Origin of the sequence: Corynebacterium sp. HMSC05E07 (genome assembly GCF_001807225.1) — a bacterium.
Lineage (GTDB): Bacteria > Actinomycetota > Actinomycetes > Mycobacteriales > Mycobacteriaceae > Corynebacterium > Corynebacterium singulare.
Window position 1 is genome coordinate 24788 of sequence record NZ_KV788202.1, and the last position, 12989, is coordinate 37776.

Annotated in this window: 11 protein-coding genes; 10 read left to right on the forward strand and 1 reads right to left on the reverse strand. The window is 58.1% G+C overall.

The window, feature by feature from the left end; all coding sequences use genetic code 11:
- Nucleotides 1-47 precede the first annotated feature (47 nt).
- The 5 genes from HMPREF3149_RS00340 to galE all read left to right on the forward strand — a co-directional run bounded on the left by HMPREF3149_RS00340 (nt 48) and on the right by galE (nt 5309).
- Nucleotides 48-1589 carry a DUF7782 domain-containing protein gene (locus HMPREF3149_RS00340; protein ID WP_210385389.1) on the forward strand — a complete coding sequence of 514 codons (1542 nt, stop codon included), beginning with the start codon at nt 48-50 and terminating at the stop codon, nt 1587-1589.
- 44 nt (nt 1590-1633) lie between these two features.
- Nucleotides 1634-2107 (forward strand): D-aminoacyl-tRNA deacylase, encoded by a 474-nt coding sequence (dtd, locus tag HMPREF3149_RS00345; RefSeq protein WP_070535601.1) that lies wholly within the window; start codon nt 1634-1636, stop codon nt 2105-2107.
- 120 nt (nt 2108-2227) lie between these two features.
- Nucleotides 2228-3232, forward strand: a complete 1005-nt coding sequence (locus HMPREF3149_RS00350) for a sigma-70 family RNA polymerase sigma factor (RefSeq protein ID WP_042531184.1) — start codon at nt 2228-2230, stop codon at nt 3230-3232.
- Between the two features lie 410 nt (nt 3233-3642).
- Nucleotides 3643-4323, forward strand: a complete 681-nt coding sequence (locus HMPREF3149_RS00355; protein WP_070535603.1) for a metal-dependent transcriptional regulator — start codon at nt 3643-3645, stop codon at nt 4321-4323.
- Nucleotides 4324-4325: 2 nt separating this feature from the next.
- Complete coding sequence (galE, locus tag HMPREF3149_RS00360; RefSeq protein WP_070535606.1) at nt 4326-5309, forward strand: UDP-glucose 4-epimerase GalE; 984 nt, start codon at nt 4326-4328, stop codon at nt 5307-5309.
- Here the strand turns inward: galE and HMPREF3149_RS00365 are convergent.
- Nucleotides 5266-6441 carry a DUF4192 domain-containing protein gene (locus tag HMPREF3149_RS00365; RefSeq protein WP_070535609.1) on the reverse strand — a complete coding sequence of 392 codons (1176 nt, stop codon included), beginning with the start codon at nt 6439-6441 and terminating at the stop codon, nt 5266-5268. The two genes, galE and HMPREF3149_RS00365, sit on opposite strands and share 44 nt — an antisense overlap.
- Nucleotides 6442-6820: 379 nt before the next feature.
- On the opposite strand from HMPREF3149_RS00365, the gene HMPREF3149_RS00370 reads away from it, so the two are divergent.
- From HMPREF3149_RS00370 to HMPREF3149_RS00390, 5 genes are all read left to right on the forward strand, one after another.
- Complete coding sequence (locus HMPREF3149_RS00370; RefSeq protein WP_042531190.1) at nt 6821-7846, forward strand: PAC2 family protein; 1026 nt, start codon at nt 6821-6823, stop codon at nt 7844-7846.
- Between the two features lie 81 nt (nt 7847-7927).
- Entirely contained in the window at nt 7928-10489 is a 2562-nt protein-coding gene (locus HMPREF3149_RS00375) for a DEAD/DEAH box helicase (protein ID WP_070535612.1), read from the forward strand.
- Nucleotides 10490-10671: 182 nt separating this feature from the next.
- Nucleotides 10672-11697, forward strand: coding sequence for a PTS sugar transporter subunit IIC (locus HMPREF3149_RS00380; RefSeq protein WP_371440933.1), 1026 nt, complete (start codon nt 10672-10674; stop codon nt 11695-11697).
- 20 nt (nt 11698-11717) lie between these two features.
- Entirely contained in the window at nt 11718-12095 is a 378-nt protein-coding gene (locus HMPREF3149_RS00385; protein ID WP_070536072.1) for a hypothetical protein, read from the forward strand.
- Nucleotides 12096-12242: 147 nt separating this feature from the next.
- The gene (locus HMPREF3149_RS00390) at nt 12243-12953 is read left to right on the forward strand and encodes a VIT1/CCC1 transporter family protein (protein ID WP_042531197.1); all 711 of its coding nucleotides are present in this window, start codon (nt 12243-12245) and stop codon (nt 12951-12953) included.
- The last annotated feature ends 36 nt before the right edge of the window (nt 12954-12989 follow it).

A 12989-nucleotide genomic window follows, 5' to 3' on the forward strand; every position in this document is an offset into this window, starting at 1 on the left:
AAGGATTGATCTTGACCACGCATGATTCCTCACCCTTCGGCCCAGCCATGAATCCGGATCACCCCGTCGCGGAGGTGGCCACGGAGCTGGCCCACGCGCTTAGCAGCGCGGGTTTTACGGCCGACGGCATCGCTGGGCATCTAGGTCCTGAGTACACCGAAGCTTTACACCGCGGAGAGCCTGCAGCTGTAGCACTAGGCACGAGCGGTGATTCTGACCTAGATCACCTCATCCGTATCTTCGTACTGCACGAGCACGTGCCAGCGACTCTTCTGTCTGATGTCCTTGGGGCCCGCTTGGCCGCCAAGCTTCTGGATTCGGGGGTGGCCGAAACCGACGAACACGGAACCGTGTTCGTGGCCTACGACATCCGCCCGCATGTCATCGTGGGACGCAACCGTCTGGTGTTCTCTGATGTTGATGCCTCCCTTGTTGATCATGTTCCGGGGCCCGATCATGTGCTGGGAGTAGGCTCGGCCAGCCTCTCCCTGCTGCATTCAACGCCGACGTCCCCTGTGAGCTCTGTGCTGGATCTGGGCACCGGTTCTGGAGTGCAGTTGTTGGGTCAGCTGGATTCTGCCGAACGCATTGTGGCCACGGATGTCCATGAACGCGCCCTCGACCTAGCACGCGCCACAGTCACGGCTGCCGGGGCGACTCAACGCGTGGATCTGCGGGGTGGTTCCTGGTTCGAGCCCGTAGCTGGCGAGCGTTTCGACCGGATTGTGGCTAACCCACCCTTTGTTGTGGGCCTGCCGGAGGTCGGCCATGTCTATCGCGATTCGGGGCTTAACCTCGATGGTGCAAGTGAACTTGTCGTTTCGCAGGTTACCGAGCACCTCAACCCGGGTGGCACGGCCCACCTGTTAGCCGCATGGGTGCACCAGGGTGAGGAGTCCTGGCAGCAGCGCGTCGCCTCGTGGCTGCCGGACACCGGAGTGGCAGCGTGGATCATTCAGCGTGACGTTGCCGATCCCGCACTGTATGTCTCCACGTGGCTCACCGATGAGTCCGTCGATGTCCGCAGCGCTGAGGGCCGAGCCCGCTCGCGCGAATGGCTGCAGCATTTCCACGACAATGAGGTCACTGGTATCGGATTTGGTTTCGTGGCTATCCAGCGCATTGGGGATGATGAGCCTTCGGACATTTTGGCTGAAGACATGTCCCAACCCGTCGTCGATCCGTTGGGCCCGGAGGTTGAGGAATACTTTGCCCGTGTGGAGTGGCTGCGCGGTCTGGTGCCTGGTGAATTGGAAACCAAACACGTGCAGCTACGCCCTGGCGTGGCCCGTGAGGACATCGCCCTACCCGATACCGAGATAGGCATGGGTTTTGAGCGCGCCGCGTTGCGCCTCACCCGGACCGATGGCCCACGCTGGCAGCATGACATCGATGAGCACCTGGCCGCCATCGTTGCAGGCTTGAACCCGCAGGGCTTGAGCATCGGCGAAACCATCGGGCTCTACGCCGCGGCGCAAGGCTATGACGAAGCTGCGCTTGTCGACGCCGCCCTTCCCGCCATCGTCGACCTCATTCGTCACGGCTTGCTCATCCCCACAGAACTGCTGGCTTTTAGCAACACCGATTAGGCCCCGGGCTGAGTGAACACCAAGGTAGAAAGGAACCTTAAAGTATGCGCGCTGTACTGACCCGCGTGTCCGAAGCCTCCGTCACCGTCGACGATGACATCGTAGGCGCCATTAACTGTGCAGATACCGGAGGAATTCTGGCTCTTGTTGGTGTATCCCGTGAGGACGTGGAAGCCGATTCGAACACCGACTCCACTGGCCCGTCCTTGGCCGAGCGTATGGACACCATGGCCCGCAAAATTGCGGAACTGCGCATCCTCGACGGTGAAACTAGCGTCATCGACGCGGAGGCTCCGGTACTTCTAGTGAGCCAATTCACGCTGTACGGTCGCACTGCCAAGGGCCGTCGCCCCTCTTGGTCCGATGCGGCACCTGGCGATGCCGCTGAACCTGTCATTCAGGGAGTGGCTCAGCGTCTGCGCGATCGAGGCATTCACGTCGAAGAAGGACGCTTCGGCGCACTGATGCGAGTCTCCTCAGTCAACGAAGGTCCCTTTACTGTGCTGGTTGAAGTGTGATTTACACCCCCAAATGGGCCTAGTGCGGCGGGTGTCCTAACAAATTTTCGCTCTCGGGAACTAACCGCGCTTAAGCGTCGTTGTAGGGGGTGTACCAGGCCGCAACTTAGGAGGCATGAGATGGCCACATCATCCGCTGCTAGCACTGCTACCGCCCAGGACGAGGACGGACAGGACGTTGACCGCGGCTCACGCCGTAACCAAACCAATGACAACCCCTCTGCGGACCTTGTCCGCGTTTACCTCAACGGAATTGGTAAGACTGCGCTGCTGAGCGCAGAGGACGAAGTTGAGCTGGCCCAAGCAATTGAGGTGGGCCTCTACGCCGAATACAAGCTGGCCAATGCCGAAAAGCTGACCCGCGCGGAGAAGCGAGACCTCAAGATCCTTGCCCGTGAAGGCAAGAAGGCGCGCTCCCATCTGCTGGAGGCCAACCTGCGTCTCGTGGTCTCCCTTGCCAAGCGCTACACCGGCCGCGGCATGCCACTGCTGGATCTCATTCAGGAAGGCAACCTAGGCCTCATTCGCGCAATGGAGAAGTTTGATTACGCTAAGGGCTTCAAGTTCTCCACCTACGCCACGTGGTGGATTCGCCAGGCCATTACCCGCGGCATGGCTGACCAGTCCCGCACTATCCGTCTCCCCGTGCACCTAGTGGAGCAAGTAAACAAGCTCTCCCGCATTAAGCGTGAGATGTACCAATCCCTCGGCCGTGAGGCGACGAATGAGGAACTGGCAGAGGAATCTGGCATCGAGGAATCCAAGATTGAAATGCTGTTGCGCCAGTCCCGTGACCCAGTTTCCCTCGACATGCCGGTCGGCACCGATGAAGAGGCCCCACTGGGTGACTTCATCGAGGACGCCGAGGCTACCGACGCAGAAACTGCCGTGGTTGCGTCCATGCGCCATTCCGATATCCGCTCCGTTATCGGTTCCCTCGAAGAGCGCGAGCAGGATGTCATCCGTTTGCGCTACGGCCTCGATGATGGCGTGCCACGCACCCTAGACCAGATCGGCCGTAAGTTTGGCCTGTCCCGTGAGCGCGTGCGCCAGATTGAACGAGAGGTCATGGCCAAGCTCCGTGACGGCAACCGTGCCGACCGCCTCCGCGAGTACGCACTGTAAAGACCAACGGCAAAGGGTTAGCTGACACAGAGCTAGCTCTGGCCGATAACCAGAGATGTGGCGTGAGCCATCGAGACATCCCTCCTGCCCCGCAGAGCAGAACTGTAGGGCCATGGAGGTTGACCGCTCGGTGGCTTTCGTCGTTTCCACATCCATCGAGTGATTCATCCATCTAGTGATTCCGCGAAAACTCCTGACTTCGCTGCCGGGAACCGCCACTCTGTGAGCTACGGAATACGCTATTATTTAAGTTATTCTCTTAATAGTCTGTTATTACCGCGCCTAAACCTATGTGGGCACGGTCAGCCTGCGGACAGGTTCATACCTTGTGGCTCCATCGAACACACTCCCGCCCGTAGATTGCTGCTCGTGTCCACGCTGACCGCTATGACGCAGAAAGGTATACCCACGTGAGGGACCTAGTCGACACTACGGAAATGTATCTGCGAACCATTTACGAGCTCGAAGAAGAGGGCATTACCCCATTGCGCGCCCGCATCGCGGAGCGCCTCGAACAATCCGGACCTACCGTGTCTCAAACCGTAGCCCGTATGGAGCGTGACGGTCTCCTTCACGTGCGCACTGACCGCAGCCTTGACCTCACCCCCGAAGGCCGCGAACTGGCAACCAACGTCATGCGTAAGCACCGCCTTGCAGAACGCCTGTTGACGGATGTGTTGGGGCTGGACATCCACCAGGTCCACGATGAGGCCTGCCGCTGGGAGCACGTTATGAGCGAAGAAGTAGAAAAGCGCGTTGTCGCCGTGCTCGACGATGCCTCCCGCTCGCCTTTCGGAAACCCCATTCCAGGCCTTGCGCAGCTTGGCGCGTCTCCGGCAGAACTCGACCTCGGCATCCGCGCTATTGATCTCCCTTTAGGCGAGGAAACCAAGGCCACCATCGTGCAAATCAATGAGGTCCTTCAAGCTGACAACTCCACGTTCCGTGCCCTACACGCCTCTGGCCTGCATGTCGGGTCGCCGGTAACAGTGGTGAACAACAATGGCTCTATCACGCTGAGCACTGGAGACGGGGAGACAATCGAGCTCGTCGACGATCTTGCACACGCTATCCGCGTGGAGGTGAAGTAGACATGAAGCTTCTCGTTACCGGTGGTGCCGGATATGTGGGTAGCGTTTGCGCTGCTGTCCTCGTCGAAAATGGCCACGACGTCACCATCATCGATAATTTCTCCACCGGCAACCGCGAGGCTCTCCCTTCCCAAGCACGCCTTGTGGAGGGCGACGTGGCCGACGTGGCTCACTCCGTACTCTCGGAGGGTGGATTTGAAGGTGTTATCCACTTCGCTGCACGTTCGCTTGTAGGCGAGTCCGTAGAAGAACCTGCGGACTATTGGCAGCACAACGTGGTAACCACCTTGACGCTGCTGAACGCCATGCGGGAGTGCGGCGTGAAGAACCTCGTGTTCTCTTCTACTGCCGCCACATACGGCGAGCCGGACCAGGTTCCGATTACGGAGGCAATGCCTACGCAACCCACCAACCCCTACGGCGCCTCGAAGCTGGCTATTGATTACATGATCACCTCTTATGCCAAGGCCTACGGTTTGGGAGCGACCTCTCTGCGTTACTTCAACGTGGCCGGCGCCTACGGCAACATCGGTGAGAACCGTGAAGTAGAAACTCACCTCATCCCACTCGTCCTACAGGTGGCGTTGGGCCACCGCGAGAAGATCTTTATTTTCGGTGATGACTATGACACGGCTGATGGCACCGCGGTGCGCGACTACATCCACATCCGTGACCTCGCCGATGCCCACGTGCTTGCGCTGACCACCAACACGGACGGTACACACCGAATTTATAACCTCGGTTCCGGCGATGGATATTCAGTCAAGCAGGTCATCGAGACCTGTCGTGCCGTCACCGGGCACCCCATCCCGGCTGAGTTGGCGCCCCGGCGCGCCGGCGACCCAGCAACGCTCGTGGCCTCCTCGGACAAAATCAAGTCTGAGCTCGGCTGGAACCCGAGCCGTACTGATCTCGCCACCATCGTTACCGACGCATGGAACTTCACCCGGCAACTCGGCGAGCGGGCTCACTCGGCGCATCGCTAGACGCCGTAGTTCTAGGGACAATGCTCACAGTCGCCGATTCTTCTTCCCTTCCAATGGCAGAGTTATAGGCCTCCCGTGCACCGCGGCCGATCGTCTCACGCATCTTGTCATGGAGACCGTATCGATAGGCTTGGCATAACAACGACCCCAAGCGGTGGCTCGGGAACTCTTCTGCCACCGTTTGTAGCGCCGGCCCGGCAAGAATGTCCCACTCCATCTTTAGGTGTGTCAAGGCAAAAACTGTTAGAGCGTTAGCGCGAATTTCTCCATCGTAGGTTCGTGCCGTCGCCAGCAAGAGCTGTGCGGCCTGTTCACCTGCGCCCGTGCAGCTAGCGATTACCAAATCGCGCGTCCAGGTGGTGGACATCCACACCGCGCAGGTCTTCAGTAGCTCAGTGTTGGCCTCCGCATCCTCGATGCTTCCTGCTGTAGAAAGGGCCCAGCGGACATCATCGATGAAGTTATCGACTAGTTCCTTTCGCTTATCCCCTTTTTCCGAAGCTACTCGGGCGCGGAACCTCGTGGCGCTTTCTCGCGCTTCACGTCCCAAAGCCTCGGCCTCAAGCGCATCACAGTGTTGGTTGTTGCGGGCAAAGGTGGCGAAGAACTCCTCACGACTGAGTTCTGGGACGACGTCGTGGTCGACGCATGAGCGCATCGTCGGTGCGTCGGTCAACGCGGGGATTGTCCCTTCAACCCAGTTTTTCATCGGACCGCGGCCGTCAATACTCACCGCCCCGTGGAGCAAGGTATAGGGCTCATCGCGGGCAATCTCTCCCACGTACCATGCGGCGTCAATATCGATACCGTCGCGCCCTCGGTCAAGGGTGTATAGCCAACAAGCAACCTGGCTCAGATCCGACACAGGACGGTGGGATACGAGGAAGGCAAAGATCCCTTCGCGGGCTTCTTCCGCCAACATTGCGGCTATTTCAGGAAGAGTTTCTTCGGCATCCTCAATGTCAACGCGAGCGACAGGCCCCATCGCGGGGCCACGCGGAGTGGTATCAATAGCCATGAAAATGACGGATTCAGTTGGGTAAAAGCCCAACAGGCCGGGAATGTTCGCTAGAAGGTGGCCAGGGGTTGTGATTGGTGGTGTGTTTTCTGTCTGCGCTGTGTAAGAACTCATGTCTTTAGACTGAGGCAGGAGCCACCGGTTCGCTAGAGCCTTACTAAGGTGAGCGACAGATCTGTGGATAACGAGTCCGGACTCGCCTTCTTAACTGTGAAAGTTCACTAGTTATCCACATGCTGGGTCATGTATTCCGGAGAGCGGCTGCGCGCACACATGGCAGAAACGTCTCCTCTATGGCATGCTGGATCGATTATTACCGGTTTTCACTAGCCTTCGGCTCCCCGCCCTTGCCATGAGCTCGGCAGGGAGAATGAGATTAGGCGAAAGGGGCTGGGAATAGGCAGTAAGTGCACAGCGTTGCACGCAACAGAACGCTGATTTAGTCCGTACGCTCTACACTAAGCGCCGGACGCGAAGGAGGAGTCACTACATCATGCAGGAAGAACAGCGCCGCATGTATGAGCTGGAATACCCCGCTCCGGTGGTCAAGGACGATTCCGTAGAAGGCAGCGGGCCCACGATGATTGTGGCCATGAATGGCTACGCTGATGCCGGACAAGCGGTCGAGGCCAGCGCGGATCATCTCAAAGCTGCTTTGGACAACCGTCAGTTGGCATCCTTCAACAACGACGAGTTGATTGATTATCGTTCCCGCCGCCCTGCCGTCACCATTGATCATGACCGCACCGTCGAGATCGAAAACAGCGACCTTGGTATCAAGGTCCTCCGCGATAACTCTGGTAAGCCCTTCCTGCTGCTTTCTGGCCCAGAGCCAGACCTGCGGTGGGAGGCGTTTACCAATGCGGTGGTGAATTTGGTGGAGAAGTTCGACATCAAGAACACCATCATGCTCTATTCTGCCCCGATGCCAGTGCCCCATACCCGCCCGACGGTGGTTACAGCGCATGGCAATTCCCCGGAGCTGTTGAACTCCATGGTGCGCATGGAGTCGACCATGATGGTGCCAGGGGCCGCCGCGCTCTACATTGAGCGAGCTCTGGATAAGAAGGGCCGCCGTGTGGCCGGTTACACCGCGCACGTTCCCCACTACTTGGCTGCCTCGTCCTATCCTTCGGCCACTCTGCGGCTTCTGGATTCTGTAGCCTCTGCTGCGGATCTCAATATCCCGTTGGGAAGCCTCGAAGCCGATGTGGCACGAGTGCATCAGCAGTTGGAAGAACAGGTCGCCGACTCAGATGAGATTGCCGGTGTGGTCAACCAGCTCGAAGAGCAATATGACGCCTACATGGAGCGCTATCGCAAGCGTCACCCACAGGCCATCATGCCAGGCGAAGAACATATGCCCACGGGCGAAGAGATCGGAGCGGATTTCGAGGCCTTCCTCGCTGGGCTCGATGATGACCCCGATATCCTCTCTGAGAACATCGATGACCGTGAGGACAACTACGGCAAGGACGAAGGCAAAGACGAAGACACTGACATGGGAGATGACGTCTAGGTACTCATCACCTAAGTCCAGCCCGCACGAGTGACCGGCCCACCTGCATGGCCACTCGTGCTTTCGCCTAAGGTGGGATGGGTGAACCTTTCTCAGATGTTGCCCGATCTCGCCGAAGTCCCTGAGTCGATGGTTGATGAGGCCATCTGGGACACTTTTCAATCATGGGCTGCCGGCCGCGGTATTTCGCTTTACCCCGCCCAGGAGGAAGCCTCGCTCGGTATCTTGGCCGGCGATAACGTCATTTTGGCTACCCCTACTGGTTCCGGTAAGTCCATGGTGGCTAATGCAGCTCACTTCATTGCACTGGCCCGCGGGCAGCGCAGTTTCTACACGGCGCCAATTAAGGCCCTCGTGAGCGAAAAGTTTTTCGCGTTGTGTGAGATTTTTGGTCCCGAGAACGTCGGCATGATGACCGGCGATGCCACCGTCAATGGCTCTGCCCCCATCATCGCAGCCACCGCTGAAATTGTGGCAAACATCGCGCTGCGTGATGGCGCGGAAGCTGCGATCGATCAAGTCGTCATGGATGAGTTCCACTACTACTCCGAGCCTGACCGCGGCTGGGCCTGGCAAGTTCCGCTGCTCGAGTTACCCAAGGCACAGTTCCTACTCATGTCCGCCACACTCGGTGACACCGCCTGGCTGGAAAAAGACCTCACTGAACGCACCGGCCGCACCACCACACTCGTGGCCGGGACAACACGCCCGGTTCCCCTTGACTTTTCGTATGTCTTTTCTGCGGTGCACGAGACCATCGAGGAGCTCCTCGAATCCGGCAAGGCGCCCGTCTATGTTGTGCATTTCTCGCAGCGCGAAGCCTCTGAGCGTGCCCAGGCGTTAACCTCTCTGTCAAAAATCATCACTCCGGAAGAAAAGGAAGCAATCGCAGCCGAGCTCGGCTCCTTCCGTTTCACCACGACTTTTGGCAAGGATCTGTCCAAGCTGCTGCGCAAGGGTATCGGCGTCCATCACGCGGGCATGCTGCCCAAATACCGGCGCCTGGTCGAGCGTCTGGCGCAGAAGGGGCTGCTGAAGATTATTTGCGGTACCGACACGTTGGGAGTCGGTATTAATGTCCCGATTCGCACGGTACTCATGACGGGCCTAGCCAAATACGATGGCACCCGGCAGCGCATCCTCAAGTCGCGAGAATTCCACCAAATTGCTGGCCGTGCGGGTCGCGCAGGCTACGACACCGAGGGCACGGTCGTGGTCGAGGCCCCGGAACATGAGATTGAGAACGCTAAGGCACGCCGCCGTCTCGGGGATGACCCGGCGCGCCTCAAGAAGCTTAAGAAGAAGTCCGCGCGCGAAGGTGAGGTTTCGTGGTCGGAGAAGACCTACGCACGGCTTATCGACGCCGAACCGGAGCAACTCACTTCCCAGTTCCGGGTGTCTAACTCGATGTTGCTCAATGTGCTGGCTCGCCATGGCAACGGTTACGAGCACTTGAAGCATTTGCTGCGCACAAGTCACAACACTCGGACGCGACAGAACGAGGACATTTTGACCGCGTTGAGTCTCTTCCGTGGCCTCCTCAATTCGGGAGTGGTGCAAAAGTCCACCAAGGGACTCGATATTTACGGCCGCCCCTATCACGTGGTCCGAGAGATGCCGCGCGATTTTGCGCTCAACCAGCCGCTCGGCCCCTTTGCATTGGCGGCTTTGACGCTGCTTGATCCGGAATCTGAAACGTATGCTCTGGATGTCATCTCCGTTTTTGAATCGGTTCTCGATGATCCCCGCCAAGTCCTCATAGCTCAACAAAAACAGCGCCGAGGCGAAGAGATTGCAGCTCTTAAAGCTGAGGGCGTGGACTACACCGAGCGCATGGCCATCGTGGAAGACATCACATGGCCGAAACCTCTTGAGGACTTGCTCGAACAATCCTATGAGACGTTCTGCCAGACCAACCCATGGGCTAAGGAGTTTGAGCTGCGTCCCAAGTCGGTTGTGCGGGACATGTTGGAGAGCGCAATGACCTTTTCCGACCTCGTGGCAACCTACGGTCTGGCCCGCTCTGAGGGCGTTATCCTGCGTTATCTCACCGATGCTTGGCGCACGCTTAAACAATCCATCCCGGAGGAGTACCTCACCGAGGAACTCGAGGACATCATCGTGTGGCTTGGGGAGCTTATTCACCAAGTGGATTCCTCGCTTGTTGACGAGTGGGCAGAAATGGCTGGTGAAGACTCTCCGATCTCCCAGAAGGATCTCGACCGCGAGTTGGCGTTCGGTGTGGAGGACCCCACCGCTCTTACCGCTAACCAACGTGCCTTCGGCATCATGGTGCGAAATTACTTCTTCCGCCTTGCCCAGCTTTTCGCTTTGGAAAAGGAGGACCGCTTGGCCGAGCTTTTGGACTACCTCGACGAAGTTCCCGACTTTGGTCAGACCCTCGATGACTACTTCGACGATTATGACGATATCGATGTCGGCCCGGCAGCGCGCGGGCCAGAGTATTTCGTGCTCGACAAAGGTAAGGAGGGCACTCAGGCCTCCTCGCGTTCGTGGACCGTGCGTCAGATTCTCAAGGATCCTGAGGACGACAATGCCTACCAGATAGTGGGAATCGTGGACTTAGATGCCTCCGATGAGGCTGGTGAGGTGCGACTCTCTGAGCTTCGCGTGGAGCACTGACGAAGGCTGTCAGGAATATTAATGCTCATTCCTCCGACTAATATTTTCCATTCTCCGAATATTATTCCTATGCTTGAGGGATGAGCACGCAACCCCCAGAGAAGCTAGAGCAGAAGCCCGCTGATTCTCCCGACGCTAGCGAGACGTCCTCCGTGGAGCACCTCACCCCTGGTTCCTTCACCATGAAGGTTCTCAACGGCATTTCCATTGCCGTGGTTGTTTCCCTCGTCCCACAAGCGCTCCTTGGTGAACTTGCCAAAGCTCTGCTTCCATACTGGGATGGCGCGGCCACCGTGCTCACCCTTACCGGGCTTGCTGCAAGCCTGCTTCCGGTGATGATTGGCATCCTCGTGGCCATTGAGTTCAAGATGACTCCCATCCAAACCGCTGCAGTTGGCATTGCCTCCTTCTGCGGATCGGGGGTTGCCACTGTCAATCCTGATGGCGGTTTCTTTCTCAAAGGAACCGGGCTCGTCATCAACTCTGGCCTAACTGCAGCCATGGCTGTGGGCCTGCTACTGCTCATTGGTGGACGTCTAAAGAGCTACTCCATCTTGTTGCTCTCCACCATCGTCACGCTCGTCGTCGGCACCATCGGCTGGGTCGTCACCTACCCCATCGTCAAAATCTTCACTGCATGGCTGGGCGGCCTGGTTAATGGCGCCACCACGCTCCAGCCCATCGTCATGGGAGTGGTCCTCGCCGTGCTCTTTGCCGTGATGATCGTGTCTCCAGTGTCTACCGTGGGCATCGCCACCGCCATATTCATGGAGGGAGTAGCATCCGGCACCGCCAACCTGGGCGTAGTTGCCGCCAGCTTCACTCTCCTTGCTGCTGGCTGGCGTGCCAATGGTTTTGCTACCTCCATCCTGCACGTCCTCGGTTCCCCGAAGGTGCAGATGGCCAACATGCTCTCGAAACCCGTCACTTTTCTGCCCGTCATCTGCACTGCAGCCATTGTTGGCGGCGTAGGAGGAGCCTTCGGCATCTCAGGTACTCCAATCTCTGCTGGTTTTGGCATCTCTGGACTCATGGGGCCGCTGGCCGCATTGAACTATGAAGGCTGGGGCTGGACCACAAGCAACGTCCTCATCATCCTTTTCGTCTACGTTGTCCTCCCTTTGGCCCTTGGCCTGCTCTTTTCCTGGCTCTTCGACAAGGTTCTTCACCTGACGAAATCGGAATACTATGCACTCAATTTTGAGTAAGGCGTACAGTGGGTGCCGCTATGACCCGACCAGAATCTTCAGCCACCACTATCCGCCTCGCCGGCGTGCATTTCGACGTCCATGAGGATGCCGTCACGGTTCACTGGCTCCTTGGTGGGCTGCCGCACTACCGAGATGTCACCTACACTCTCCATACCCGCGACCTCGAACTCACCATCCGTTTCGACAAAGACGAACTGAGCGCCATGGAGATCGCGTCCTTTGGCGAGGACACTCGTGACATTCACCGCACTGTGAATTATGCCTACGCCTACACTCCAGAAGCTCTTGCCGTCACCATCCCTTCCTCCCATTTTGAATTGCATGACGAAGTTTTCACCATGGCGCTCTACGTGGACGGCACGTCCTGCGGCGAGTGGACCGGAACGGTTATCTAAGGCTGCCTAAACCCATCCAATCTAAGGCTGCACTGCGCCCGCTCAAGTTAGCCTACACACGCTTTACAAGCGCGTGACCAGCGATGATACTTAAGTACTAGAAGTTCTCTAGACAATTGAGAACCTGGTTAGTATAAGGAGCGGGCCATGACTCTTCATGACGATGAGCCTCACGGTGCTTCCCACAACGCGCGGCTGAATTCGCTACGTGCCGGTGTGCTTGGCGCTAACGACGGAATCGTCTCCGTCGCCGCGCTTGTGTTAGGCGTGGTGGGCTCGGGGGCGTCGGCAAGCGCAATTCTCACAGCTGGACTCGCTGCCACAGTGTCAGGCGCAGCATCAATGGCATTAGGTGAATACGTATCCGTTTCCGCACAACGTGATTCCGAAAGAATGATGATTGCCAAAGAGACCCGCGAGCTTGCCGAGCTCCCAGAACCGGAGCACGAAGAGCTGGTCTCGATGCTCTCTAGTTATGGGATGAACACAACGACGGCTGAAACTGCCGCACAGGAAATCGCTGCCAAAGACAGACTCCTCGAGGCTCACTTGCGCTTAGAGATGGGCATTGATGGCGAGGACCTCACCAACCCGTGGCATGCAGCGTTCTGGTCAGCCGTGTCCTTCTTGGCGGGTGCTGCCCTGCCGCTCATCTCGGTTTTCTTCGCGCCAATGGAGATGGCAGCAGCCGTCGTTGCTATCATCACGCTCGTCGCGTTGGCTGTGACAGGCTACGTTTCTGCACGTCTGGCAAACACTGATGCAACCCATTCCATGCTGCGTCTCGTTTTCGGCGGCGCCTTGGGCCTGGCGATCACCTACGGTATCGGCGTTGCCTTCGGTGGAGTCATAGGATAAGCACCAACGGCGCGCGCTACTCCGCACACACCACCG

Excerpts from the sequence above, each read along its gene's own strand:
- galE (WP_070535606.1), top strand. The coding sequence starts at position 4,326 with ATGAAGCTTCTCGTTACCGGTGGTGCCGGATATGTGGGTAGCGTTTGC.
- dtd (WP_070535601.1), top strand. The coding sequence starts at position 1,634 with ATGCGCGCTGTACTGACCCGCGTGTCCGAAGCCTCCGTCACCGTCGAC.
- HMPREF3149_RS00385 (WP_070536072.1), top strand. The coding sequence starts at position 11,718 with ATGACCCGACCAGAATCTTCAGCCACCACTATCCGCCTCGCCGGCGTG.
- HMPREF3149_RS00380 (WP_371440933.1), top strand. The coding sequence starts at position 10,672 with ATGAAGGTTCTCAACGGCATTTCCATTGCCGTGGTTGTTTCCCTCGTC.
- HMPREF3149_RS00390 (WP_042531197.1), top strand. The coding sequence starts at position 12,243 with ATGACTCTTCATGACGATGAGCCTCACGGTGCTTCCCACAACGCGCGG.
- HMPREF3149_RS00340 (WP_210385389.1), top strand. The coding sequence starts at position 48 with ATGAATCCGGATCACCCCGTCGCGGAGGTGGCCACGGAGCTGGCCCAC.
- HMPREF3149_RS00365 (WP_070535609.1), bottom strand. The coding sequence starts at position 6,441 with ATGAGTTCTTACACAGCGCAGACAGAAAACACACCACCAATCACAACC.
- HMPREF3149_RS00370 (WP_042531190.1), top strand. The coding sequence starts at position 6,821 with ATGCAGGAAGAACAGCGCCGCATGTATGAGCTGGAATACCCCGCTCCG.
- HMPREF3149_RS00350 (WP_042531184.1), top strand. The coding sequence starts at position 2,228 with ATGGCCACATCATCCGCTGCTAGCACTGCTACCGCCCAGGACGAGGAC.